At 63.5% G+C, this 22,750-nt stretch carries 26 protein-coding genes and 1 riboswitch; of the genes, 6 read left to right on the plus strand and 20 right to left on the minus strand.

Annotated elements, in window-relative coordinates; all coding sequences use genetic code 11:
* Positions 1 to 34: 34 nt before the first annotated feature.
* Together RGUI_RS02065 and RGUI_RS02070 are read right to left on the minus strand one after the other, a co-directional pair.
* Positions 35 to 415: an HIT domain-containing protein gene (locus RGUI_RS02065; RefSeq protein ID WP_081531531.1), complete on the minus strand. Its 381-nt coding sequence runs from the start codon at positions 413 to 415 to the stop codon at positions 35 to 37.
* Positions 416 to 502: 87 nt separating this feature from the next.
* Positions 503 to 1,276: a ZIP family metal transporter gene (locus tag RGUI_RS02070; RefSeq protein WP_253798755.1), complete on the minus strand. Its 774-nt coding sequence runs from the start codon at positions 1,274 to 1,276 to the stop codon at positions 503 to 505.
* Positions 1,277 to 1,371: 95 nt separating this feature from the next.
* Here RGUI_RS02070 and RGUI_RS02075 point away from each other — a divergent pair, with 95 nt between their 5' ends.
* Positions 1,372 to 2,535 (plus strand): alpha-hydroxy acid oxidase, encoded by a 1,164-nt coding sequence (locus RGUI_RS02075; protein ID WP_081531532.1) that lies wholly within the window; start codon positions 1,372 to 1,374, stop codon positions 2,533 to 2,535.
* Between the two features lie 102 nt (positions 2,536 to 2,637).
* Positions 2,638 to 3,258, plus strand: a complete 621-nt coding sequence (locus tag RGUI_RS02080; protein ID WP_081531533.1) for a 50S ribosomal protein L25/general stress protein Ctc — start codon at positions 2,638 to 2,640, stop codon at positions 3,256 to 3,258.
* A 93-nt stretch (positions 3,259 to 3,351) separates the two neighbouring features.
* Here the strand turns inward: RGUI_RS02080 and RGUI_RS02085 are convergent, their stop codons facing one another.
* Positions 3,352 to 3,780: a hypothetical protein gene (locus tag RGUI_RS02085; RefSeq protein WP_156882842.1), complete on the minus strand. Its 429-nt coding sequence runs from the start codon at positions 3,778 to 3,780 to the stop codon at positions 3,352 to 3,354.
* 411 nt (positions 3,781 to 4,191) lie between these two features.
* Complete coding sequence (locus tag RGUI_RS02090) at positions 4,192 to 4,503, minus strand: antibiotic biosynthesis monooxygenase (RefSeq protein ID WP_081531535.1); 312 nt, start codon at positions 4,501 to 4,503, stop codon at positions 4,192 to 4,194.
* Between the two features lie 89 nt (positions 4,504 to 4,592).
* Between RGUI_RS02090 and pth the strand changes: the two genes are divergently transcribed.
* Complete coding sequence (gene pth / locus RGUI_RS02095; RefSeq protein WP_081531536.1) at positions 4,593 to 5,282, plus strand: aminoacyl-tRNA hydrolase; 690 nt, start codon at positions 4,593 to 4,595, stop codon at positions 5,280 to 5,282.
* An 8-nt stretch (positions 5,283 to 5,290) separates the two neighbouring features.
* On the plus strand, positions 5,291 to 5,674 hold the full coding sequence (locus tag RGUI_RS02100; protein ID WP_081531537.1) for a DUF2237 family protein: 384 nt from the start codon (positions 5,291 to 5,293) through the stop codon (positions 5,672 to 5,674).
* Here the strand turns inward: RGUI_RS02100 and RGUI_RS02105 are convergent.
* The gene (locus tag RGUI_RS02105) at positions 5,628 to 6,092 is read right to left on the minus strand and encodes a helix-turn-helix transcriptional regulator (RefSeq protein ID WP_081535929.1); all 465 of its coding nucleotides are present in this window, start codon (positions 6,090 to 6,092) and stop codon (positions 5,628 to 5,630) included. The two genes, RGUI_RS02100 and RGUI_RS02105, sit on opposite strands and share 47 nt — an antisense overlap.
* 621 nt (positions 6,093 to 6,713) lie before the next feature.
* On the opposite strand from RGUI_RS02105, the gene RGUI_RS02110 reads away from it, so the two are divergent.
* Positions 6,714 to 6,905, plus strand: a complete 192-nt coding sequence (locus tag RGUI_RS02110) for a hypothetical protein (protein ID WP_216640091.1) — start codon at positions 6,714 to 6,716, stop codon at positions 6,903 to 6,905.
* A gap of 321 nt (positions 6,906 to 7,226) precedes the next feature.
* Here RGUI_RS02110 and trpB read toward each other — a convergent pair whose 3' ends face one another.
* The 14 genes from trpB to ybeY all read right to left on the minus strand — a co-directional run bounded on the left by trpB (position 7,227) and on the right by ybeY (position 20,391).
* Positions 7,227 to 8,447: a tryptophan synthase subunit beta gene (gene trpB, locus RGUI_RS02115; protein ID WP_081531539.1), complete on the minus strand. Its 1,221-nt coding sequence runs from the start codon at positions 8,445 to 8,447 to the stop codon at positions 7,227 to 7,229.
* Between the two features lie 15 nt (positions 8,448 to 8,462).
* Positions 8,463 to 8,909 (minus strand): GNAT family N-acetyltransferase, encoded by a 447-nt coding sequence (locus RGUI_RS02120; protein ID WP_172841062.1) that lies wholly within the window; start codon positions 8,907 to 8,909, stop codon positions 8,463 to 8,465.
* A gap of 170 nt (positions 8,910 to 9,079) precedes the next feature.
* Complete coding sequence (locus tag RGUI_RS02125; protein WP_081531541.1) at positions 9,080 to 9,736, minus strand: phosphoribosylanthranilate isomerase; 657 nt, start codon at positions 9,734 to 9,736, stop codon at positions 9,080 to 9,082.
* Positions 9,737 to 9,744: 8 nt separating this feature from the next.
* Positions 9,745 to 10,110, minus strand: coding sequence for a lipopolysaccharide assembly protein LapA domain-containing protein (locus RGUI_RS02130; protein ID WP_081531542.1), 366 nt, complete (start codon positions 10,108 to 10,110; stop codon positions 9,745 to 9,747).
* Positions 10,111 to 10,413 carry an integration host factor subunit beta gene (gene ihfB, locus RGUI_RS02135; RefSeq protein WP_081531543.1) on the minus strand — a complete coding sequence of 101 codons (303 nt, stop codon included), beginning with the start codon at positions 10,411 to 10,413 and terminating at the stop codon, positions 10,111 to 10,113. It abuts the gene before it with no gap.
* 286 nt (positions 10,414 to 10,699) lie between these two features.
* Positions 10,700 to 12,379 (minus strand): 30S ribosomal protein S1, encoded by a 1,680-nt coding sequence (rpsA, locus tag RGUI_RS02140; RefSeq protein ID WP_081531544.1) that lies wholly within the window; start codon positions 12,377 to 12,379, stop codon positions 10,700 to 10,702.
* A gap of 240 nt (positions 12,380 to 12,619) precedes the next feature.
* Complete coding sequence (locus RGUI_RS02145) at positions 12,620 to 12,856, minus strand: hypothetical protein (RefSeq protein ID WP_081531545.1); 237 nt, start codon at positions 12,854 to 12,856, stop codon at positions 12,620 to 12,622.
* A 356-nt stretch (positions 12,857 to 13,212) separates the two neighbouring features.
* A complete protein-coding gene (locus RGUI_RS02150) occupies positions 13,213 to 13,818 on the minus strand; it encodes a d(CMP) kinase (RefSeq protein ID WP_081531546.1) in 606 nt (201 codons plus the stop codon).
* Complete coding sequence (gene aroA / locus RGUI_RS02155; protein ID WP_081531547.1) at positions 13,815 to 15,167, minus strand: 3-phosphoshikimate 1-carboxyvinyltransferase; 1,353 nt, start codon at positions 15,165 to 15,167, stop codon at positions 13,815 to 13,817. The genes RGUI_RS02150 and aroA overlap by 4 nt, the downstream gene beginning before the upstream one ends.
* Positions 15,168 to 15,317: 150 nt before the next feature.
* The gene (locus tag RGUI_RS02160; RefSeq protein ID WP_081531548.1) at positions 15,318 to 16,034 is read right to left on the minus strand and encodes a tRNA (guanosine(46)-N(7))-methyltransferase TrmB; all 717 of its coding nucleotides are present in this window, start codon (positions 16,032 to 16,034) and stop codon (positions 15,318 to 15,320) included.
* A 141-nt stretch (positions 16,035 to 16,175) separates the two neighbouring features.
* Positions 16,176 to 17,342, minus strand: a complete 1,167-nt coding sequence (gene metK / locus RGUI_RS02165) for a methionine adenosyltransferase (protein ID WP_081531549.1) — start codon at positions 17,340 to 17,342, stop codon at positions 16,176 to 16,178.
* A 6-nt stretch (positions 17,343 to 17,348) separates the two neighbouring features.
* Positions 17,349 to 17,399, minus strand: a riboswitch (SAM-SAH riboswitch).
* Between the two features lie 34 nt (positions 17,400 to 17,433).
* Positions 17,434 to 18,930 (minus strand): apolipoprotein N-acyltransferase, encoded by a 1,497-nt coding sequence (gene lnt, locus RGUI_RS02170; protein WP_081531550.1) that lies wholly within the window; start codon positions 18,928 to 18,930, stop codon positions 17,434 to 17,436.
* 32 nt (positions 18,931 to 18,962) lie between these two features.
* Entirely contained in the window at positions 18,963 to 19,853 is an 891-nt protein-coding gene (locus RGUI_RS02175; RefSeq protein ID WP_081531551.1) for a hemolysin family protein, read from the minus strand.
* 37 nt (positions 19,854 to 19,890) lie between these two features.
* Positions 19,891 to 20,391, minus strand: coding sequence for an rRNA maturation RNase YbeY (gene ybeY, locus RGUI_RS02180; RefSeq protein WP_081531552.1), 501 nt, complete (start codon positions 20,389 to 20,391; stop codon positions 19,891 to 19,893).
* Positions 20,392 to 20,665: 274 nt separating this feature from the next.
* On the opposite strand from ybeY, the gene RGUI_RS02185 reads away from it, so the two are divergent.
* Positions 20,666 to 21,427 carry a VPLPA-CTERM sorting domain-containing protein gene (locus RGUI_RS02185; protein ID WP_081531553.1) on the plus strand — a complete coding sequence of 254 codons (762 nt, stop codon included), beginning with the start codon at positions 20,666 to 20,668 and terminating at the stop codon, positions 21,425 to 21,427.
* Positions 21,428 to 21,472: 45 nt separating this feature from the next.
* Here RGUI_RS02185 and RGUI_RS02190 read toward each other — a convergent pair whose 3' ends face one another.
* Positions 21,473 to 22,489, minus strand: coding sequence for a PhoH family protein (locus tag RGUI_RS02190; RefSeq protein ID WP_081531554.1), 1,017 nt, complete (start codon positions 22,487 to 22,489; stop codon positions 21,473 to 21,475).
* Positions 22,490 to 22,750 lie beyond the last annotated feature (261 nt).

Genomic DNA, 22,750 nt, shown 5'->3' on the forward strand with positions numbered 1-22,750 from the left:
GCGAAACGACCAGCCTCACCGCCATGTCATCGGCTTAGGCCTTGCCCAGCATCCGCCCCAGATTGCGCCCGGCAAGGATGTGCACGTGCAGATGCGGCACCTCTTGCACGGCGTCCTTACCGGCGTTGGAAATCAGCCGGAAGCCGGCTCCGCCCTCTCCCGGTTGCAGTCCCTTCATCTGGCAGATCTGCCCGACCACCCGGTTGAAATCGGCGATCTCGGCGTCCGACGCCTCCAGCGCGAAATGGTCATAGCAGACATAGGGGCCCTTGGGGATCACCAGCACATGGATCGGGGCCTGGGGCGCGATGTCGTTGAAGGCCAGCGTATGCTCGGTTTCCAGAACGGTGTCGTTGGGGATCTCGCCCCGGAGGATCTTGGCAAAGATGTTCTGGTCGTCATAGACGTAGGGCATGGGGTCCTCACTCCGAAATGGGTTGGTCGCCGGTGCGATCTTGCCCTGTTCATAGGCGATCGGCCCGGAGGCTGCCAGAGCCGCGGCTCAGCCCAGCGTCACATCCAGCACCATCATCAGGATCAGACCGGCGGTCAGCCCAGTCGTCGCCCGGTTCTGATGCCCGTGGCGGTGGGTTTCGGGGATGATCTCGTGGCTGATGATATAGACCATCGCCCCCGCCGCGAAGGCCAGACCCCAGGGCAACAGATGTTCTGACACCGACACGGCGGCGGCACCGATCACGCCCCCCACCGGTTCGATCAAACCAGTCGCCAGCGCGATCAGGAACGCGCGGAACCGGCCATAGCCCTGGCCCGCCAGTGCCACGGCCACCGCCAGCCCCTCTGGCGCGTTTTGCAGGCCGATGCCGGTGGCCAGCGACAGGCCGTTGGCCACATTGCCACCGCCGAAGCCCACACCGACGGCCATGCCCTCGGGGAAATTGTGAATTGTGATCGCGATGACGAACAGCCAGATCTTGGCCAGCGCCGCGGCCTCGGCCCCCTCGCGCCCCTCGACGAAATGTTCGTGCGGCAGCAGTTCATTCATCGCCGCCACGGCAAGGGCGCCAATCGCGATTCCGGCCCCGGTCAGAAGCGCGGCCACGACCACGCTGCCATACAGCCCCTGTGCCGCGTCGATCCCCGGCAGGATGAGCGAAAAGAACGACGCCGACAGCATCACGCCAGCGGCAAAGCCCAGCATCGTGTCATTGGTCCGGCGGGAGAAGCTGCGCCCGAACAGGATCGGCAGTGCCCCGACGCCGGTCATCAGACCGGCCGCAAGGGAGGCGAGAAGACCCAAGGTTACGATACTCATACCCTTGCATGGCGGATTGGCCGGGACGCAGCAATCCCCGTTGCGATGCCGGGCGCCGATTGGTAAAGCCGTTTTACCAAAGCGAGGGACCAGCCATGGCCGTGATCACCACCATCGAAGACCTGCGCCGCATTTATGAGCGCCGCGTGCCCCGGATGTTCTACGACTATTGCGAAACCGGCAGTTGGACCCAGCAGACCTTCCGCGACAACACCACGGATTTCGAGAAGATTCGCCTGCGCCAGCGCGTGGCCGTGGATATGGAGGGTCGGTCGACCGCCACGCAGATGATCGGGCAGGATGTGGCGATGCCGGTGGCCCTGGCCCCGGTGGGGCTGACCGGCATGCAATCGGCCGATGGTGAGATCAAGGCCGCCAGGGCGGCAGAGAAGTTCGGCGTGCCGTTCACGCTGTCCACGATGTCGATCTGTTCCATCGAGGATGTGGCGGCCAACACCACGAAACCCTTCTGGTTCCAGCTTTACGTGATGCGCGACGAGGACTACGTCGCCAGCATCCTTCAGCGCGCGAAAGACGCGAACTGTTCGGCGCTGGTCCTGACTCTGGATCTGCAGATCCTCGGCCAGCGGCACAAGGACCTGAAGAACGGCCTGTCCGCGCCGCCCAAGCTGACCCTGCAGACGATGATGAACCTTGCCACCAAATGGGGCTGGGGGCTGGAGATGCTGGGCACGCAGCGGCGGTTCTTCGGCAATATCGTCGGCCACGCCAAGGGGGTGAGCGATGCCTCCAGCCTGTCGGACTGGACGGCAGAACAGTTCGACCCGAGGCTTGACTGGGACAAGGTGAAGAAACTGAAGGAGCAGTGGGGCGGCAAGCTGATCCTGAAGGGCATTCTGGATGCGGAGGACGCGCGCCGCGCCGCCGATGTGGGTGCCGACGCGATCATCGTGTCGAACCACGGTGGGCGGCAGCTTGACGGGGCGCTGAGTTCGATCCGCGCCCTGCCCTCCATCGTCCGGGCCGTGGGCGACCGGGTGGAGGTGCATTTCGACGGCGGCATCCGGTCCGGTCAGGACGTGCTGAAGGCCATCGCGATGGGCGCCAAGGGCACGTATATCGGGCGGGCCTATATCTATGGCCTTGGCGCGATGGGCGAGGCCGGCGTGACCCGCGCGCTGGAGGTCATGCACAAGGAGCTTGATACGACGATGGCCCTGTGCGGGCGCAAGTCGATTGCCGGTCTTGACCGCGACATCCTGCTGGTGCCCGAGGATTTCGAAGGGAAATGGGCCTGACGGCCATTTTGCCCTTCCAATTTACGGCGCTCTCGGCTATGCGCGCGGCTTCACACGGGCATACACCCTTGGAGGATGCCCATAACCTTAGGAGAATGACCAATGGCAGGTGAGATCCCTGATCTTCACGCCACGGTACGGACGGGGACGGGCAAGGGGGCCGCTCGTCAATCTCGTCGTGAGAATCTCGTACCGGGCATCGTTTATGGCGGCGGCGCAGAACCCGTGGCCATCAACCTCAAATACAACGAGCTGCTGAAGCGCCTGAAGGCTGGCCGCTTCCTCTCGACGCTGTTCAACCTCAAGGTCGACGGTCAGGAAGACGTGCGCGTCATCTGCCGCGGCGTGCAGCGCGACGTGGTCAAGGACCTTCCGATCCATGTCGACTTCATGCGCCTGCGCCGCGCCTCCCGCATCAACCTGTTCATCCCGGTTGAGTTCGTGGGCGAGGAAACGTCGCCGGGCCTGAAGAAGGGCGGCGTTCTGACCGTGGTGCGTCCGGAAGTCGAGCTCAAGGTGACCGCGGGCGACATCCCCGAGAAGCTGACCGTCGACGTGTCGAAGCTGAACATCGGCGATATCGTGCATATCTCGGACATCACCCTGCCCGAGGGCACGCGCCCGATGATCACCGACCGCGACTTCGTGATCGCCAACATCTCGGCCCCGTCCGGTCTCCGCTCTTCCGAAGATGAAGAGGCCGAAGAGGGCGCGGAAGAATAAGCCGCCGCTTTCGTGGCAAAGGCAAAACGGGGCCATGCGGGCCCCGTTTTTCGTTTCAGGACCCAGGTCCGGTCTGTCGGCGCCGACGCGTGTTCAGTGAAACGCCCGGTCAAAGGCGTAGGGTGAAAACGGATCGACGCTGCCCAGAAGGCCAGGCAGGCCAAGACAGAACCGGTGCATTTCCTCTGCCTCGTCGCTGGCCGCCGGGGTACTGATACCGGCGGGCCACCACACCTCGAACAGCATCGTCTGGCTGTCTTCATCGATGCGCGGGCGCAGGTAACGATCTTCGAATTCCTCAACCCATCCGATCTGGTGCCAAAGCTGTTCGCGCTCTCGCGTCCATGTGCTTTGCCCTTCCAGCGCGTCCAGCATCCGCCAATGCTGATCGATCATGTCGCGCGCCCATGCCACGCACAGGATCCCCGCCTTCAGCCTTGCGGTTTCCACCTCATCCGACAGCGGGCCGGCATGGGCCTCCCACTCATCGGCGGCAACGAAGGCTTCGACCTCGGGGGGCATGGACACCGGGGGTTCGGCGGCGCGTGTGAGTCCGGGAACGAGGGAGAGGATCAGGGAAAGTCCCACAAGCCATTTGCGGAACGGCACGGGTTGTCGGGAATTACACCGGGCATGCGGCGCGGTTCTCGGCATTGTCGACTGCGTTTCCATCGGCGTTTCCCCTTCGTCCGTTCCGCCCGCCTCCCTCCGGGCCCTGTCCTGTCTTCCATGCCGTTGACGGCTGTTGGCTCTTTCAAGCTTGCACAAGCTTAGGGATCGCCGGGTTTCGGAATGGTTTTCGGACCGTACAACCGTTCTAATTGCAGATATTCTGCACGAAAAATGCGCCAATGCCCATTATCCGGGCATTGACGCATGCAGGACTAGGTGCCTTCGACGATCGGGCCGCCCTCGACGTCGCGGCCCTTGGGATCAGCTCAACGCCTGAACGGATTCAAAGATTTCCAGTTCCGGCGGCTCAAGGTACAAATCCGACGGCCCCTTGGCCCCCTTGTGCGCGGCGCGAAAGGCCTCTGACTTGGTCCAGGTGGTGAAGGCCTCCTCGCTTTCCCAGAAGGTGTGAGAGGCATAAAGCCGGTGGTCGTCCCGGTGCGGGCCTTTCAGCAGATGGAACGACACGAAGCCCGGCACGGTCTTCAGGTGGCTGTCCCGGCTCTTCCAGACGTCTTCGAACGCCTCTTCGCAGCCGGGTTTGACCTTGAAACGGTTCATCGTCAGATACATCGGGTCCCTTCCCTGTTTCGGCGCGTGACTGGCCTTTCGGCGCAGTTCAGGGCATGAAGGCATAAAGTGCAAGCGGCAGGGAATGACAAATGCGTCTGTTCGTGGGGCTGGGCAATCCGGGTGCGAAATATGCGGGCAACCGGCATAATATCGGTTTCATGGCCGTCGACCGGATCGCCGCGGATCACGGGTTCTCCCCCTGGCGCGCCAAGTTCCAGGGCCAGATGGCAGAGGGGCGGCTGGGCCCCGAAAAGGTCGTCCTGCTGAAGCCGGAAACCTTCATGAACCGCTCCGGCGATGCGGTGCAGGCGGCGGTGCAGTTCTACAAGCTGACCCCCGCCGACGTGACGGTCTTCCACGACGAACTGGACCTCGCCCCCGGCAAATGTCGCGTCAAGGCAGGTGGCGGGCATGCGGGGCATAACGGCCTGCGCTCCATCCACGCGCATCTCGGCCCCGATTACGGCCGCGTGCGGCTGGGCATCGGGCATCCGGGCCACAAGGACCGGGTGTCGGGTTACGTGCTGTCGGATTTCGCCAAGGCGGATCAGGACTGGCTGGACGATCTGATGCGGGGGATTTCCAACGGCGCCGCGAACCTTGCCGGCGGCGATACGGCGCGGTTCCTGAACGCGGTGGCCCTGCGGGTGGCGCCACCGCGCAGTTCGACCACGGCCCCGAAATCGAAGCCCAAGGAGAAACCCGAGGCGAAGACTGGCGTTGAGGACGCAGTGGACGACCGCTCACCGCTTCAGAAACTGGCCGACCGCTTCCGATAGGAGAGACCATGCCCAATGACAAAGTCCCATCGGTCAATGTGCTGGGCGGCACGCTCACGCCCTGCTCGACCGCGCCCATGACCGGGTTCTTCCGCAATGGCCTGTGCGACACCGGCCCGCAGGACACCGGCAGCCACACTGTCTGTGCCGTGATGACCGCCGAATTCCTCGCCTACTCCAAATATGTCGGCAATGACCTGTCCACCCCGCGGCCGGAATTCGGCTTTCCGGGCCTGAAACCGGGCGACCGTTGGTGCCTGTGCGCCAGCCGGTTCCTTCAGGCCCATGACGAGGGCTGCGCCCCGCAGGTCGACCTCAGCGCGACGCATGAGGCCGCCTGCGACGTCATTCCGCTGGCTGTCCTGACAGACTATGGTCTGCCCCACCGGTGACGACAGACATCAGGCTATCATCGAACAACCCGTCGATGAAAAGGCTCAGAAGCTGGGCCCGCCCGCTGACGCCGGCCTTGCGATAGATCGCGGCCGTCTGGGCCTTGACCGTCCCTTCAGAGGTCGAGCGCACCCCGGCGATTTCACGCGTCGACAGCCCCTTGATCAGGAACAGCGCCACATCGCGTTCGGCCGGTGTCAGATCCCACTGGTCGAAACGTTCCGACACGATCTCCATGAACGCGCCCGACGCGCGGCGCAGCCGATCCTCCGCATGCTGACGCGCCCGCAAGGACCGCAGGAACAATGTCGCCGTCACGGCCATCCCAAGCCCCAACCCGAGGACAGCGCCAATCTGGATCAGTTCATAAAGCGTCCATGGAATCGGCGGGGTCTGCAGACCAAGCACGCTTGACATGATGTCATAAATGAAAAAGCCAGCGCAGCAGGTCTGAAGCGCAAGTAGCACAAAGAAAGCAATTCGATCAGTCACACAGCGCCCCGGCTAGTCGTTATCGGGCGGCGGGCCCGGGGGCGGGGAACCCGGCGGTGGCGCGCGGTCTGGCGGCTCGCGCCCAGGCGGCGGACCATCCGGCGGGGCACCACCGGGCGGCTGGGGCGCATCGCTTTGCGAACTACCCCCGGACACGGTGCGATCAGCCGACCGTCTTCCCTTGGCATCGTTCGTCCGGTGGCGTGTCACGGTATTTTCGGGCCCGTACGTAATGTCGCGGATCACCCCGTTGCGGTCGAAAACGATCTCTCGCGTGCTCGACGGACCATACGCCACAATTCTCGTCCGGCGAAGGAACGTGCGCGAAACCTCGAACCGGGTATATCCCTCTCGCACCATATCAGCGATGGCCGCGTCCCGCAGATCGGTTTGCGCGGTGGCGGCAACCGCCCCCGTAATCCAGCCAACGAAAAGGAGAAGGAATCCGTATCGTGTCATATTGCTATGCGCCAAGGTCCTTCTGAGGTCTGGCAGTCGCATTCCTGATCGTGCTCATACCGAGGCCGGATCGTCTTGTTCAGCATCTTGAGCGAGGCCTTGCCAAACGTGAAGGTTGTGATCGTCAGGGTCGTGGTCATCGTCGCGGTCATCGACATCACGGTGGTCGTTTTCATGGTCCGCGCCCTGATCATGGCGCTTTTCTCCGGAGTTGTCATCGGGCCCGCGATCCTTTTTCTGGATAGGGCCGCCGCGTGCCAGCAAGGGAAGAAGAGGTGAGACTAGGGTAATGTGCCGCTCAGACCGCTGGGGGATATGATCTGAACGCCTCCTCTTCTTCTTGCAGCCAACTCGTCTACCGGACCGATAACTCTGTCACTGGTTTCCGCAACAACGGAGAAACGAGCTTTACGCGGCGGCCAAGCGCCATGATGACGCCTGCCCCCCGATTAGCCGGTCATCGCCGCTGCGATCTATACGCCAGAGGTTTGTTCCCACCCCGGTAAACCCTCGAAATAAGTATATAAACTTTGGTTTAGGGCGAAAAAGACGGGATTCCGGCGCATAACCCGGATCGGTTGGCCGATCCGAGTCGCTTCTTCAGATGTCGAAGCCCAGATGCTGCGCCACGGTAAAGATATCCTTGTCGCCGCGCCCACACATGTTCATGCAGATCAGGTGATCGGCGGGCAGATCGGGCGCGATCTTGGCCACATGGGCCAGCGCGTGCGACGGTTCCAGCGCGGGAATGATGCCCTCGGTCTCACAGGACAACTGGAAGGCGGCCAGCGCCTCCTTGTCGGTGATCGACACATACTCCGCCCGGCCGGTTTCGTGCAGCCAGGAATGTTCCGGCCCGATTCCGGGATAGTCGAGGCCCGCGGAAATAGAGTGCCCCTCCAGGATCTGCCCGTCCTCATCCTGTAGCAGATAGGTCCGGTTGCCATGCAGCACGCCGGGGCGGCCGCCGGTCAGGCTGGCGCAGTGTTCCATCTTCTCGTCCACACCCTTGCCCCCGGCCTCCACGCCGATGATCCGGACAGAGGGGTCGTCGAGGAAGGGATAGAACAGGCCCATCGCGTTCGACCCGCCGCCGATGGCCGCGATGATCGTGTCGGGCAGACGGTCCTCGGCGGCCATCATCTGCTCTTTCGCTTCCTTGCCGATGATCGACTGGAAGTCGCGCACCATCGCCGGATAGGGATGCGGCCCCGCCACCGTGCCAATGCAGTAGAACGTGTCGCGCACATTGGTGACCCAGTCCCGCAGCGCGTCGTTCATCGCGTCCTTCAGCGTACCGCGGCCCGATGTCACCGGGATCACCTCGGCCCCAAGAAGGCGCATGCGGAAGACGTTTGGCTTTTGCCGCTCGACGTCATGGGCGCCCATATAGACCACGCATTTCATGCCGAACTTGGCGCAGACGGTTGCCGTGGCCACACCATGCTGCCCCGCCCCGGTTTCCGCGATGATCCGCGTCTTGCCCATCCGGCGGGCCAGCAAAAGCTGCCCAAGCACGTTGTTGATCTTGTGCGCGCCAGTGTGGTTCAGTTCGTCCCGCTTGAAATAGATCTTCGCCCCACCCAGACGGTCCGTCAGGCGCTCGGCGAAATAAAGCGGCGAGGGACGGCCCACGTAGTGGGTCCACAGGTGGTTCATCTCGTCCCAGAAGCTCTGATCGGTCTTGGCGTGTTCGTACTGCGCCTCAAGCTCCAGGATCAGCGGCATCAGCGTTTCGGACACGAACCGCCCGCCGAAGATTCCGAACCGTCCGCTTTCGTCCGGTCCCGTCATGAAACTGTTGATGAGGTCTTCGGCCATCTCTCGCTCTCCCGGTCAGTCGAGCCTTTGTGTATAGCTTGTCCCCGACGCGGTAAAGCCGACCCCTTCGATCATTCCCATCACGATCTCTTCGCGGATCGCCGTGATCTGGATCAGGCCGCAACCCGCGGCGCGCGCCCGGGCCTTGGCATCCTCGATCATCTGCTGTTCAAGCCCCTGCCCGACCATGTCCGGGGCGACGCGCAAGGCGGCCACCTGCGCGCGGCGCTGGCCGGGATTCGAAAGCCCCGAGAAGAAGATCAACTGACAGCACGCCACGATACGGGCGTTCATCTCTCCGACGATCAGATGGTTTTCAGGTTCGGCCGCCATCGCGTCAAAGGCGGCCTCGTAGGGCCCGACATCCACGGCGACGGCCCCCGGCCCTGCCGTGCCATCGTTGAAAAGTGCCGTTATTTCCAAAACATCCGCGCGCCGCGCCGGCCTGGCCGTCAAACTCATCCAATACTCCCCACGATTTGGGCACCCCATACAAAGGTGACTCTAGCAGGTTTCATGGAGCCCACTACGGACACAATGCCAGTATCGTTCAAATCGGCGGAATTTCGTTCACGGCATGACGGCGCAGGGTTGTGCCGACCGGTGCGATTTCCCGGAAACCGGGCGCTGGATCAGGCGACGCTGACGCCGCGGGCCGCCCCTATGAACCGGGAAATCCTGTCCGCATCCTTCACGCCCGGGCTGGATTCGACGCCCGAGGACACGTCGACCTGCGACGCCCCGGTCAGATCGATGGCCTGTGCCACGTTGTCCGGCGTCAGACCACCGGCAAGCATCCAAGGCACCGGCCAGCGGCGATTGGCGATCAGGCGCCAGTCGAAGGCCAGCCCGTTGCCGCCGGGCAGATCGGCGCCCCTGGGGGGTTTGGCATCGACCAGCAACTGGTCGGCCACCTTGGCATAGGTTTCAAGCGCGGGCAGGTCGTCTTCGGACGCGACGCCCACGGCCTTCATCACCGGCAGACCAAAGCGGGCCTTGACGGCGGACACCCGGTCGGGGCTTTCCCGCCCGTGAAGCTGAAGCATGTCAATCGGCACGCGGTCGAGCAGTTGCCCAAGCTGATCGTCATCGGCATCGACGGTCAGCGCGACCTTGGCAATGCCCGGCGCGACCTCAAACGCCAGGGTCCGGGCGGCTTCAACGTCAAGATGGCGGGGCGATTTCGGGAAGAACACGAAACCGACATAGGCAGCGCCGGCCGCAGAGGCCGCCGCGACGGCGTTTCGGTCCGTCAAACCACAGATCTTGACCCGAACGCCGCCCGCCATCGCAACACCTATCGCGTCTTCACGCCTTGCTCGACCAGCGCGAGGATCTCGTCCCGGCCCTCGCTGCGGTGCTTTTCGGCATGCAGCTTTTCAAGCTCGCGCTTCATCCGCACGGCCTCGCGCCGCTGGCGGGCCGCGATGGAGCGTTGCTTGCTTTCGCGAATCCATTCCCAAACGAAGCCGATCAGAAGCCCGACCAGGATCCCGGCAAAGCCCACGACATAGAGCGGCACCTCGACGGAATACGAGAAGCCCGAGAAGGTGGCCAACTCATCGGCCAGCAGGTTGATGGTGACGATGTCGCGGTTGGCCGTGGCCACCACGACAAGACAGATCGCGATCGCGATCAGGAGAAGGTAGCGGATGTAGCGCATCTAGTCTTCCGTTTCGTCCGTTTCATTGCCGTTCAGGCGATCACGTAGCAATTTGCCCGTCTTGAAGAAAGGCACGTATTTCTCGGCCACGTCCACGGATTCCCCGGTACGCGGGTTCCGGCCCAGTCTCGCGTCGCGCTTCTTGACCGAAAACGCACCGAAACCACGCAGTTCGACCCGGTCGCCCCGGGCCATGGCCGCGATGATCTCCTCGAAGATCGTGTTGACGATCCTCTCCACGTCACGCTGGTAGAGATGCGGATTTTCCTCCGCGATCATCTGGATCAATTCCGATCGGATCATATCCTGTCCGTTCCCGTTAAAGGCCATTCCCGGCAAACGCTGCGGAGGCTTGCCGACTATAGCCGTCTTTTCAGCTTCGAAGAAACAGAAAGCCATTGAAAAGACGCGGGAAACTTCGTGAAACAATCAAAGGTTGCGCCATTGGGACGCGTTTTCCGGAATTGACTTGGGCGAATCAACCGAAGCGGCAAAGGCACCGCTATACGCATCGGCCTTAATGATTCGTAAAAACGCAAACGGCCCCACACAAAAGTGCGGGGCCGCAGGACCGGACAGAACCGGCGTCTTACTTGTCTTCGCCTTTCAGCGCAGCGCCAAGAATGTCGCCGAGCGACGCGCCGGAGTCGGAGCTGCCGTACTGCTCGACAGCTTCCTTCTCTTCCGCGATCTCGCGCGCCTTGATCGACAGGCCAAGACGGCGGGTCTTGTTGTCGATATTGGTCACGCGCACATCGACGTGGTCGCCGACCTGGAAACGCTCGGGCCGCTGTTCAGAGCGGTCACGGCTGAGATCGGACCTGCGGATGAAGGATTTCAGGCCGTCATACTCGACCTCGATCCCGCCATCCTCGATCGCGGTCACGGTGACCGTGATGATCGAGCCGCGCTTCACGCCGCCCACGGCGTCGGCGAACGGATCACCGCCCAGGGCCTTGACCGACAGCGAGATACGCTCTTTCTCGACATCGACCTCGGTGACGACGGCCTTGACCATGTCGCCCTTGCGGTATTCCTGGATCGCCTCTTCGCCCCGCTGGTCCCAGCTGAGGTCGGAGAGGTGCACCATGCCGTCGATGTCGTTGTCGAGACCGATGAACAGACCGAATTCGGTGATGTTCTTGACCTCGCCCTCGACCTCGGCGCCCTCGGGGTGGGTCTCGGCGAAGACTTCCCACGGGTTGCGCATGGTCTGCTTGAGACCCAGCGAAACACGGCGCTTGGCGGTGTCGATCTCCAGCACCATGACGTCGACTTCCTGAGAGGTCGAGACGATCTTGCCGGGATGGACGTTCTTCTTCGTCCACGACATTTCCGAGACGTGCACCAGACCTTCGACACCGGGTTCCAGTTCCACGAAGGCACCGTAGTCGGTGATGTTGGTCACGCGGCCCTTGTGGACCGTACCCAGCGGGTACTTGGCGCCGACGGTATCCCACGGATCGTCCTGAAGCTGCTTCATGCCCAGGCTGATACGGTGGGTTTCCTTGTTGATCTTGATGACCTGAACCTTGACGGTCTCGCCGATCGACAGGATTTCCGACGGATGGTTGACGCGGCGCCAGGCCATGTCGGTGACGTGCAGCAGGCCGTCCACACCGCCGAGATCGACGAACGCGCCGTATTCGGTGATGTTCTTGACCACACCGTCGACCGCGTCGCCTTCGTTCAGCTTGCCGATGATCTCGGCGCGCTGCTCGGCGCGGGACTCTTCAAGGATGGCGCGGCGCGAGACCACGATATTGCCGCGGCGGCGGTCCATCTTGAGGATCTGGAAGGGCTGTTTCAGACCCATCAGCGGGCCCGCATCGCGCACCGGGCGCACATCCACCTGAGAGCCGGGCAGGAACGCCACGGCACCGCCCAGATCGACGGTGAAGCCGCCCTTGACGCGGCCGAAGATCGCGCCTTCGACACGGGCGTCGTCGGCATAGGCTTTTTCCAGGCGGTCCCAGGCTTCCTCGCGGCGGGCCTTGTCACGGCTGATGACGGCCTCTCCGCGGGCATTTTCGACGCGGTCGAGGAACACTTCAACCTCGTCGCCCACTTCGATTTCCGGGGCCTCGCCGGGATTGGCGAATTCTTTCAGATCGACGCGGCCTTCCATCTTGTAGCCGACATCGATGATGGCCTGACCCGCCTCGATGGCGATGATCTTGCCCTTGACGACACTGCCTTCCGCGGGCGTGTCGATTTCGAAGCTTTCTTGAAGGAGGGCTTCGAATTCCTCCATGCTGGTATTAGCCATGTGGTCTCTAGAGTTCCTTTACATACGCTTTTTCTGGCCGGGCGGTTGTCTCCGCCGGTCTTGGGTTGGTCACTCGGGCATCAGCGTAAAACAAAGAGGGCCGGAGGATGTTTCCGACCCCTGCTCGTCTTGTTCTACGGTCTTGCTGCCTTGTCGACGGCCGCGCGTATACAGACTTTGCGCCGAAATCGCAAGGGGCTTGCGTTGCGGCCGGTCATGGCCGCAACGCTTTTGGTACCGTTACCACCATTGCGTCCGGTCGGGCGGCCGCGTTGGCGGCAACGGTGGCAGCCCGATATCTTCGCGCAGGTGGTTGTCGAGTTGCCCAAGCCGGGCGTTCCCGGGACGGCCGCGCCCGTCGAACAGCGCCACAAGCGCCGCGCCGAGAACGCGCCACGCGCCGTGCTGTTCGATCACGCAGGCGATCGACAGCGGGGGGACGACCCGGCCTGCCGGCCGGTCTGCAAGTTCTGTCATTTTGACTCACGGATGTCCTGACGGAATCCGTGCCCTGGGTATGGAGATGGAAGGAGTCCGGACAGACGACTGCCGCGGCAGTCGGTATCAGGACGGTGAGGTGGTCTTGAAAAGGTCGGGGATGGCCCGGGGATCCCGAGCTATCGGATCAGCAATGTCGCCAAGTTCGGCGCGATTGCTGTTGCCCGACGGATTGACCGAAACAGCGCTTGGAAACGCGATAGTGAACTTTCATGTCACGCCCCCTTGACTTGCGTGTTTCGGACACGGGTCTTATGGCAGATTTTGCCCCGCACGCCAACCCTTTTGACGGCAAGGGCCGCACCTGCGGCAAGGGGACCACAATCAGGCGCGGATTACCGGCGCGCCTCGATGGCCGCGACGGCAGCGGCGACCGCCTCGTCGATAGACATTTGTGACGTGTCGAGGATCTTGGCGTCTTCGGCCGGTTTCAGCGGTGCGGTCGCCCGTGCGCTGTCCCTGGCATCGCGGTCACGCGTCGCCTGCAGCACCTCGTCGAACGTCGTTTCCACCCCCGCGGCAGCCAGTTCGCGATAGCGCCGCTCTGCCCGGACCGTATCGCTTGCTGTGACGAACAGCTTGGCCGGCGCCTCGGGACAGATCACCGTGCCGATATCGCGCCCGTCCAGAACGGCGCCCCCGGCGCGTGCCGCAAAGGCACGTTGAAAGTCGACAAGGGCCGCGCGCACTTCGGGGATCGCGGCGACCTTGCTGGCAGCCTCTGACACTTGCGGGGTGCGAAGGTCGTCCCGCTGCAAGACATCCGTCTGCAATGTCTCCGCCGCCTCGACCGGATCGAGGCCGTCGAGCATCCGCGCACCAACGGCGCGATACAATAGACCCGTATCGAGATGGGCAAAGCCGAAATGGGCCGCGACCGCCCGGCTGATCGTGCCCTTGCCCGCCGCAGCGGGGCCGTCCACGGCCACTGTAAAGGTCATCGGTTGGACCTCGACAGATGCGCGCCGAGACCTTCCATCAGCGCCTCGAAAATCGGGAAGGAGGTCGAGATCGGGCTGGCGTCGTCGATGGTGACCGGATTTTTCGACGCGAAGCCCCCGCAGAGGAATGACATCGCGATCCGGTGGTCCAGATGCGTCGCGCAAGTGGCGCCGCCAGGCAATCCGCCCGGTCCCTGCCCCTCCACGATCATCCAGTCCTCGCCCTCTTCCACCTTGGCGCCACAGGCGGCCAGCCCCGCGGCCATCGCCGCGATCCGGTCGCTTTCCTTCACGCGCAGTTCCTTGACCCCGCGCATCGTCGTGGCGCCCTCGGCAAAGGCGGCGACCACGGCAAGGATGGGGTATTCGTCGATCATGCTGGGCGCGCGCTCGGGCGGCACCTCGATCCCCTTCATGTCGGGGGAGAAACGGGCGCGCAAATCGGCCACCGGCTCGCCGCCTTCCTCGCGCTCGTTCTCATAGGTCAGGTCGGCGCCCATCTCGCGCAGCGTGGTGAAAAGACCCGCCCGCGTGGGGTTCAGCCCGATACCGGGCACCAGCACGTCCGACCCTTCGGTGATCAGCGCGGCACAGACCGGGAAGGCCGCGGAACTGGGGTCGCGCGGGACAGCGATGGTCTGCGGCACCAGTTCCGGCTGCCCGGTCAGGGTGATGACCCGCCCCTCCTCGGTCTCTCCCACCCGCAGGTCTGCGCCGAACCCGGTCAACATCCGCTCGGTATGATCGCGGGTCGCCTCCCGCTCGATCACGACGGTTTCGCCGCGGGCGTTCAGGCCGGCCAGCAGCACGGCGGATTTCACCTGCGCCGACGGCACGGGCACGGTGTAGCGCACAGGAACGGGGTCAGCCGCCCCCACGATGGTCATCGGCAGCCGCCCGCCGGACCGGCCAACGGCCTGCGCCCCGAAGAGCGCCAGCGGATCGGTCACCCGCCCCATCGGGCGTTTGCGCAGCGATGCATCGCCGGTAAAGGTCGCCGTGACGGGCGAGGTCGCCATCGCTCCCAAGATCAGCCGCACGCCCGTGCCGGAATTGCCGCAGTCGATCACGTCCTCAGGCTCGGCAAAGCCGCCCACACCCACGCCATGCACATGCCATTCGCCCGGCCCCAGATGGGTCACCTCGGCCCCGAAGGCCCGCATCGCATGGCCCGTGTCCAGCACGTCCTGCCCCTCCAAAAGCCCGGTAATCCGCGTCTCGCCGACACTCAAAGCGCCGAGGATCAGTGCCCGATGGCTGATCGACTTGTCGCCCGGAACCTCTGCCACGCCTTTCAGCGGCCCGGCGCGGCGGGCGGTCATCGGGATCGGTTCACCATGGGCAGACATGGGGCAGGCTCCTTACCGTACATTGCCCGCGGATTACCCAATCGGCCACGGGGCGTCCAGTGCGCGCGATGTCCGCGCGACCAGCGGCGGACGCTTCTTCACGACGATGATTCCCGCTGCGCTGGTATCACCGCGCCGCGATGTGAAGGCTCAGTCCCGGCGAAAGGTCAGGTAGTGGGGCATGCGACCCTCGCGCAGGGCCTTTTGTTCATAGCGGGTCGAAATCCAGTCGGGCCAGGGTTTGCGCCAATCCTCGGGCGCTTCCGCCAGCCATGTGAATCCCGACCTCGGCACCTCGATCAGGGTCTGGCGGACATAGTCGGGAATGTCCGTCGCCACCCGCAGAATGGCCCCCGGCTTCATCACCCGGGCAAGCGGCCCCAGAAACTCCGGCGTCACGAACCGCCGCCGGTGATGTTTCTTCTTCGGCCACGGATCGGGATACAGAAGAAAGGCACGGGCGATGCTCGCCTCGGGCAGGACATCGAACAGGTCGCGCGCATCGCCGGGATGGACGGCAACATTGTCAACGCCGGCCGCCCGTATCTTGCCCAGCAGCATGGCCACGCCGTTGATGAAGGGTTCGCAGCCGATGATCCCCGCGCCGGGGTTCTGGGCGGCCTGATGCACCATGTGCTCCCCCCCGCCGAAGCCGATTTCCAGCCAGACCTCGCGCCCGCCGAACCGTTCGCCAAGATCAAGGGGGGCGCGGTCCGGGTTTGCCTCCCAATCGACCGGCCCGGGCGACAAGGCGGCTAGGTCTTCGTCCAGATAGGTCCTCTGGCTGTCGCGCAACGTCTTGCCATGGCGCCGACCATAAAAGTTGCGCCAGCCGCGCTGCGGGGTGGTATCGGGGGTATCGTTCATCGCCGCGGCTCTCGTCCGGGGGTATCGTCCTTGTCTGGCCTTCGCCCGTTCATGGCAGGCCCGGCCAGTGGTCCAAAAGCACGGGGCGCGTACCTGTTGGCACGCGCCCCGACGCGACGGGCATCGGCCCGACGCAAGCCTTTAGATTTCGGCCTTGATCTTTTCGACCAGATCGGTGCGTTCCCAGCTGAAGCCGCCATCGGCCTCGGGCGCACGGCCGAAGTGACCATAGGCAGAGGTGCGCGCATAGATCGGCCGGTTCAGCATCAGATGCTCGCGGATACCGCGCGGCGTCAGGTCCATGACCTTGGCAACGGCCTTCTCGATCTCGGCCTCGGGCACCTCTCCGGTGCCGTAGGTGTCGACATAGATCGACAGCGGCTTGGCCACGCCGATGGCGTAGGAAAGCTGCAGCGTGCACCGTTTCGCCAGACCGGCGGCCACGATGTTCTTGGCAAGGTAACGCGCCGCATAGGCCGCGGAGCGGTCCACCTTGGTCGGGTCCTTGCCGGAGAACGCGCCGCCGCCATGGGGGGCGGCCCCACCATAGGTATCGACGATGATCTTGCGGCCCGTCAGGCCCGCGTCACCATCGGGCCCGCCGATCACGAAGGTGCCCGTGGGGTTGACCCACCACTCGGTCCCGTCGTGAACCCATCCCTCGGGCAGAACCTCACGGATATAGGGCTCCACGATGGCGCGGATGTCGTCGGAGGTCTGATCTTCGCTGGCATGCTGGGTCGACAGCACGATGGAATCGACCGCGACGGGCTTGCCGCCTTCATAGCGGATCGAAAGCTGCGATTTCGCGTCGGGCCGCAGCGAAGGTTCCTGGCCCGATTTCCGCACCTCTGCCAGACGCCGCAGGATGGCGTGGGAATACTGGATCGGCGCGGGCATGAGTTCCGGCGTCTCGTCGGTGGCATAGCCGAACATGATGCCCTGGTCGCCAGCCCCGTCCTTGTCGACGCCCTGCGCGATATGGGCCGACTGCTCGTGCAGGAAGTTCATGACGTGGCAGGTGTTCCAGTGGAACTTGTCCTGCTCGTAGCCGATGTCCTTGATGCAGTCGCGGGCGATTTCGCCGATCGAGCCCATGAATTGCTTCAGCTTGTCCTTGTCGGACAGCCCCACCTCGCCGCCGATCACCACCATGCCGGTGGTGGCGAAGGTCTCGCAGGCGACGCGGGCATTGGGCTCTTCCGCCAGGAAGGCGTCGAGGACGGCATCCGAAATCCGGTCGCAGACCTTGTCGGGGTGGCCCTCCGAAACGGATTCGGAGGTGAAAACGTAATTTTCGCGTGTCATGGAAACTGCTCCGTTATGATATATCCCCGCCACGCCAGGAAGCCGTTGTGGTGGTTCGACCAGACGCGCATACGCCGCGACGCGCCCGGATTCAATCGGAATTTCGAAACCGGCCTGCGACCAATACGGAGAAAGCCAGCAAGATCAGGACGGCGACCGGCCAATCCCCCGTTTTTGAATAGACCGTTTCCGGCAATGCCGGCGGCAGCGGTGCGGTCAGAACACCGGCCGTCCCCAGACCAAGGGACGCCGTCACCATGCCCGTCGGACCGATGACCGCCGAGACGCCGGTATTGGCAGAGCGGACCATGGCAAGCCCCTGCTCGACCGCGCGCAGCCGCGCCAGCCCAAGATGCTGGTACGGCCCGGTCCGCGTGCCGAACCAGGCGTCATTGGTGATCTGTAACAGCCAGTCCGGCCGCGATCCGGCCCGCAGGTCCTGCGGAAACACGGCCTCGTAACAGATCAGCGGCAGGACATTTCCCAGACGATCCCCAAGGTTCAGAACCTGGGGCCCGGGACCAGAGGCATAGCCAAAGACATCCTCTGCGGCGAGGCCCTTGATCCCGAAGCGCCCCAGCAAGGGTGCGAAGGGGATGTATTCACCGAAGGGCACGAGGTGATGCTTGTCATAGACATCGGTCGCCACCCCGCCCGGCCCGACGACAGCAAGGCTGTTATAGACCCCGCCCTCGCCGTGGCGCTGAATGCCGACGACCGCGGGCCTGCCACCCGCGGCCTCCGATATCGTCGCAAACGCCGTATCCGCCCAGTTCAGCAGGACGGGGACGGAGGTTTCGGGCCAGACGACAAGGTCGGGCGCGGGGTCGGTTCCGTCTGCGGTGAACGCCAGCGCGCGATCCCAGAAGATCGGGATCATGTCCTCACGCCATTTCAGATGCTGGGCGGCATTCGGTTGAACCAGCCGGACGACAGGGGCATCCGGGGCCGGTGGCAGCGGTCGGACCTCACGGATGTGACCGCCAAGCCAAACAAGTGATAGAATCGCCAAGGACAGCGCCGCCCCCACGGCGCGCAGCGGCCCGATCGGCAGCACCAGCGGCAGGGCCGCCGCCAGCGTCGTGAACAAGGTCAAACCGTATTGCCCGACAAACGCGGCCACCTGCATCAACGGCGTACCGATCCAGATATGCCCCACCAAGGCCCAGGGAAAGCCGGTCAGCACATAGCCACGCGCCAGTTCGACCCCCGCCATCGCGACCGCAAAGATCAGGGCCCGCCCGCGCGGTCCCCTGCCCGCCCAGACCGCGACCGCCCCGGCCGCCCCCCAGAACAGGGCCAGACCGCCCGCCATCGCCCCAAGGGCAAAGGGCGCCATCCAGCCGTGCCGGGCGATATCGACGAGAAACGGTTCGACAATCCAGGACAGCGACAGCGCGAAATGCCCTGCCCCGCCAGCCCACGCACACCGGGCCGCCGCAAGCGGGGTTTTCGCGCGCGCCACCAGCCATGTCAGCCCGATAAGTGCGCCAAGCCCCAGAGGCCATATGGAATAGGGCACCTGCCCAAGGGCCATCAAAAGCCCAAGGCCGAACGCACCGGTTGCCGGGGTCAGGAAACGCGTCATCGCACGTCGCACGCGTGCAGGCCTCCGGGGGTTCAGGCGGTCTCGGCCACGGGCAGACGGACGCGCAGGCGCTTGATCCGGCGGGGATCGGCATCGATCACCTCGAACTCCGCCCCCTGCTCGTGTCGGACGATCTCTCCCCGCGCGGGCACGCGGCCGGTCATCATGAAGACCAGCCCGCCCAGCGTATCGATCTCTTCCTCGTCGCCCTCATCGACGAGTTTCATGCCGATCTCGCCCTCGAACGCATCGAGAGGCGCGCGCGCCTGAACGAGGTAGACCCCCGGCTTTTCAAGTGACCAGAGCATGCCCTCATCGACGTCGTGTTCGTCCTCGATCTCGCCCACGACCTGTTCGATCAGATCCTCGATCGTCACCAGACCGTCGACACCGCCGTATTCGTCGATCACCAATGCCATGTGCATCCGCTGCGTCTGCATCTTCTGCAACAGCACGCCGATGGGCATCGAGGGCGGCACGAACAACAGCGGGCGGACCATCGCCTTCAGATCGAAGGTCGTGTCGTGTCCGTTGAAGCCGTGTCGCAGCGCGAAATCCTTGAGGTGAATCATGCCGACCGGCGTGTCCAGCGTTCCGTCGAACACGGGCAGACGCGTCAGCCCGGACTCCCGGAAGACGCGCACCAGATCGGCCATATCGATATCAAGGGGAACGGCCTCGATCTCGGCCTTGGGGACCGCGACATCCTCTACCCGCATCCGGCTGAGATTTCCGATGCCAAGTCCCGGCAATGCACGCGAATTTCCGTTCACCAAACCGCCTGCGTCGCGATCATCGGTAGAATCGGCCCCTGCAGGCATGATCGCCGCCGCAAGCCGGCCAAAGAGGCCCCTGCTTTCAAGCGATTCTTGTTCCAGCGCGCCCTGCGCGGCGCTAGACGATCCTTCGGTCTCGTCGCCCATCAATCCTTACCAAAATACGCGGGCTTGCTGCCCGATCTCAGCCATATGGGTCAGACACACCAAGTTTGGCAAGTATTTCGATCTCCAGCCCTTCCATCAGGGCGGCGTCTTTCGGCCGAATGTGGTCGTAACCCATCAAGTGCAGTAAGCCATGTACCACAAGATGGGTTACATGGTCATTAAACGATTTACCCTGTTCGCCAGCTTCCCTTTGACAGGTCTCGAAGGCGATGGCGATGTCACCCAGTTCGATCGCCAAATCATCAAAGTCAGGAACCGGGGGATGCGGCAGCGCGCCATCCTCCTCTGCCGCAAGATCGTCGGCGGGCCATGACAGCACATTGGTCGGCGCAGCCTTGCCACGGAAATCGGCGTTCAGCGCCGCGATCCGGTCGTCATCGCAGCCAAGAACGGCGACCTCGAACCCCGCGGGATCATGCCCCAGATGGGTGAGCGTTTTGTCGCATGCGGATTGCACCAGGCTTTCCAGGTCGGCCTGCGCCCAGCCAGGGGCCTCGATCACGGTTTCCACGCTCATTGCTTTTCAGATGTCCAAAGCCAAACAGAAATATGGAAGGTCTTCCCGGCATTAGCAGAATTGGGAGGCAATGACATTGGCGTTCGGGATCTGTGGACTGAACCCGGCCATGTCCACCCGCCGTGGCCGCACGATTCGTCCGATGCGCCACATGTTAACCAGTCGCCACAAGAAAACCTGAATCCTGTCAAGAATATGTTAACCTTAAACCGCGGCCGAGTCGTTGGACGATGGCCGCGCGTTCCCATTGTTGGGGCTGTAAGGGGGAATACCTATGAAGAAAATGCTGATTTCGGCGTCTGCGCTCGCGTTCTTCGGAACCGGAGCGATGGCCGCCCAACTGGATCTTACCGGATTCAGCGCCTACTGCGCGGGCAGTTGCAACTGGGTCATCGCCGGTGACGGGTTGAGCGTGACGCAGACGGTGAACGGTGCGCCGACGGCCTATGTGTCGGGCGACAGTTTCATCAACTCGTCTTTCGAAGGGTCGTTCCGAACCTCGAATGGCGATGACGACTTTATGGGCTTTGTGTTCGGGTTCGGTGCCGACGACTCGTCGCCGTTCTACCTTTTCGACTGGAAAGGGAACGACCAGAGCGGATCGGCGGACGGCTTCTACCTGTCGCGCGTCACCGGCGGTCTGAGTGCGATTCCGTTCGGAAATCACCATCTGGACGCGGCGGGATATGACGTCATCGCCACCGATGTCGATCCGTCGGGCGACACCAAGCGCTGGTACACGAACGACACCTACAACTTCAAGCTGACCTACCAGACCAACCGCATCCTGATCGAGGTTGCCGAGGAAGGTGATCCGCTGGCAACGATCTTCGATATCACGCCCGCCGACGTTGACGGTGTGACCGCGTTCGAGGAAGGCCGCTTCGGTTTCTACAACTTCAGCCAGCCCAACGTGACCTATATCGGATTCACAGAAGAGCAGGCTCCGCCCGATGTTCCGCTGCCGGCAACGCTGCCGCTGGTTCTTGCCGGGCTTGGCGCGATGGGTGTGATGGGCCGGCGCAAGCGCGCCTGACATCCGTCATGATCGACGTTATGGGCAGCCCTCGGGCTGCCCTTTTCAACTGGCGCTGTCGGCTGCGTCGTAGGCTTCGATGATCCGGGCAACAAGCGGGTGGCGCACGACGTCTTTCGACGTGAAGTAGTTGAAGGAAATCCCCTCGACATCGGACAAAAGCCGTTCGGCGTCGGCAAGACCGCTCGACACCCCGCGCGGCAGGTCGACCTGGCTGCGATCTCCCGTCACCACCATGCGCGATCCTTCGCCAAGGCGCGTCAGGAACATCTTCATCTGCATCGTGGTGGCGTTCTGCGCCTCGTCCAGAACGACGAAGGCATTGGCCAGCGTCCGTCCCCGCATGAAGGCCAGCGGCGCAATTTCGATCCGCTTCTCCTCGATCAGCTTGGTCACCTGCTTGCCGGGGAGGAAATCGTTCAGCGCGTCATAAAGCGGCTGCATGTAAGGATCGACCTTTTCCTTCATGTCGCCGGGCAGGAACCCGAGGCGTTCGCCCGCCTCGACCGCGGGACGCGACAGGATGATCCGGTCGACATGGCCGCCGATGAACATGTTCACCGCCACCGCCACGGCAAGATAGGTCTTGCCGGTGCCCGCCGGGCCGATCCCGAAGGCCAGTTCATTCTCGAAAAGCGAACGAACATAGAGTTTCTGCGCCTCGGTGCGCGGCTCGATCAGCTTCTTGCGCGTGTGGATTTCCACCCGTCCGCCCTGAAACATCTCAAGCTGGTCGCCGGGGTGGGAGCCCGTGCCATCGGCGGAATCACCCAGCCGGATCGCCCCGTCGACATCGCCTGCCTCCAGCCCCTTGCCCGACTCCAGCCGGGCGTAAAGCTGCTGCAGCACCATCGCGGCCTGACCACGCGGCCCGCCCTCCCCCACGATGGCAAGCTGGTTGCCGCGCCGCAGGATATGCACGCCAAGCTTGTGCTCGATCTGGGCAAGGTTACGGTCGAATTCGCCGCAAAGGTCGATGAGAAGGCGATTGTCGGGAAACTCCAGAAGCGTCTCGTGGACGTCTTCCGAATTCGGCGGGGGGGTCAGAGCGCTGATGCCCAAAAACGACTCCGTCAGTTAAAGCCCGTATAGATATGGTGCCAACCGATGGGCCGGCACGCAAGCGATAGGTGCGATGTTTCACGCAATTGATTCAAAATCGCCTAACGGGGCGCGCGAAAACGGCAGAAGTGCACCCCAACCCCCAGCAGAGGGCACAAATTTTCGCAGCAAACGACACCACGGTGGTTGGATGCTTAGCCCGTCTGGCAGGCGTTTGATACCCTGTCCCATGCCCTTACGGGCGAATGCGGCAGCAGATGC

This window comes from Rhodovulum sp. P5 (genome assembly GCF_002079305.1).
Lineage (GTDB): Bacteria > Pseudomonadota > Alphaproteobacteria > Rhodobacterales > Rhodobacteraceae > Rhodovulum.

Bases quoted from the DNA above. Each gene is read 5' to 3' on its own strand.
- aroA (WP_081531547.1), bottom strand. From the start codon at position 15,167: ATGTCTGCCCATGGTGAACCGATCCCGATGACCGCCCGCCGCGCCGGG.
- RGUI_RS02125 (WP_081531541.1), bottom strand. From the start codon at position 9,736: ATGGCGGGCGGCGTTCGGGTCAAGATCTGTGGTTTGACGGACCGAAAC.
- RGUI_RS02105 (WP_081535929.1), bottom strand. From the start codon at position 6,092: ATGTCAAGCGTGCTTGGTCTGCAGACCCCGCCGATTCCATGGACGCTT.
- RGUI_RS02120 (WP_172841062.1), bottom strand. From the start codon at position 8,909: ATGAGTTTGACGGCCAGGCCGGCGCGGCGCGCGGATGTTTTGGAAATA.
- RGUI_RS02085 (WP_156882842.1), bottom strand. From the start codon at position 3,780: ATGCCCCCCGAGGTCGAAGCCTTCGTTGCCGCCGATGAGTGGGAGGCC.
- RGUI_RS02065 (WP_081531531.1), bottom strand. From the start codon at position 415: ATGCCCTACGTCTATGACGACCAGAACATCTTTGCCAAGATCCTCCGG.
- RGUI_RS02090 (WP_081531535.1), bottom strand. From the start codon at position 4,503: ATGTATCTGACGATGAACCGTTTCAAGGTCAAACCCGGCTGCGAAGAG.
- ybeY (WP_081531552.1), bottom strand. From the start codon at position 20,391: ATGAGCGTGGAAACCGTGATCGAGGCCCCTGGCTGGGCGCAGGCCGAC.
- trpB (WP_081531539.1), bottom strand. From the start codon at position 8,447: ATGGCCGAAGACCTCATCAACAGTTTCATGACGGGACCGGACGAAAGC.
- metK (WP_081531549.1), bottom strand. From the start codon at position 17,342: ATGACACGCGAAAATTACGTTTTCACCTCCGAATCCGTTTCGGAGGGC.
- RGUI_RS02075 (WP_081531532.1), top strand. From the start codon at position 1,372: ATGGCCGTGATCACCACCATCGAAGACCTGCGCCGCATTTATGAGCGC.
- lnt (WP_081531550.1), bottom strand. From the start codon at position 18,930: ATGACGCGTTTCCTGACCCCGGCAACCGGTGCGTTCGGCCTTGGGCTT.
- RGUI_RS02160 (WP_081531548.1), bottom strand. From the start codon at position 16,034: ATGAACGATACCCCCGATACCACCCCGCAGCGCGGCTGGCGCAACTTT.
- RGUI_RS02185 (WP_081531553.1), top strand. From the start codon at position 20,666: ATGAAGAAAATGCTGATTTCGGCGTCTGCGCTCGCGTTCTTCGGAACC.
- RGUI_RS02145 (WP_081531545.1), bottom strand. From the start codon at position 12,856: ATGACAGAACTTGCAGACCGGCCGGCAGGCCGGGTCGTCCCCCCGCTG.
- RGUI_RS02130 (WP_081531542.1), bottom strand. From the start codon at position 10,110: ATGCGCTACATCCGCTACCTTCTCCTGATCGCGATCGCGATCTGTCTT.
- RGUI_RS02100 (WP_081531537.1), top strand. From the start codon at position 5,291: ATGCCCAATGACAAAGTCCCATCGGTCAATGTGCTGGGCGGCACGCTC.
- ihfB (WP_081531543.1), bottom strand. From the start codon at position 10,413: ATGATCCGATCGGAATTGATCCAGATGATCGCGGAGGAAAATCCGCAT.
- RGUI_RS02175 (WP_081531551.1), bottom strand. From the start codon at position 19,853: ATGGGCGACGAGACCGAAGGATCGTCTAGCGCCGCGCAGGGCGCGCTG.
- pth (WP_081531536.1), top strand. From the start codon at position 4,593: ATGCGTCTGTTCGTGGGGCTGGGCAATCCGGGTGCGAAATATGCGGGC.
- rpsA (WP_081531544.1), bottom strand. From the start codon at position 12,379: ATGGCTAATACCAGCATGGAGGAATTCGAAGCCCTCCTTCAAGAAAGC.
- RGUI_RS02080 (WP_081531533.1), top strand. From the start codon at position 2,638: ATGGCAGGTGAGATCCCTGATCTTCACGCCACGGTACGGACGGGGACG.
- RGUI_RS02070 (WP_253798755.1), bottom strand. From the start codon at position 1,276: ATGAGTATCGTAACCTTGGGTCTTCTCGCCTCCCTTGCGGCCGGTCTG.
- RGUI_RS02150 (WP_081531546.1), bottom strand. From the start codon at position 13,818: ATGACCTTTACAGTGGCCGTGGACGGCCCCGCTGCGGCGGGCAAGGGC.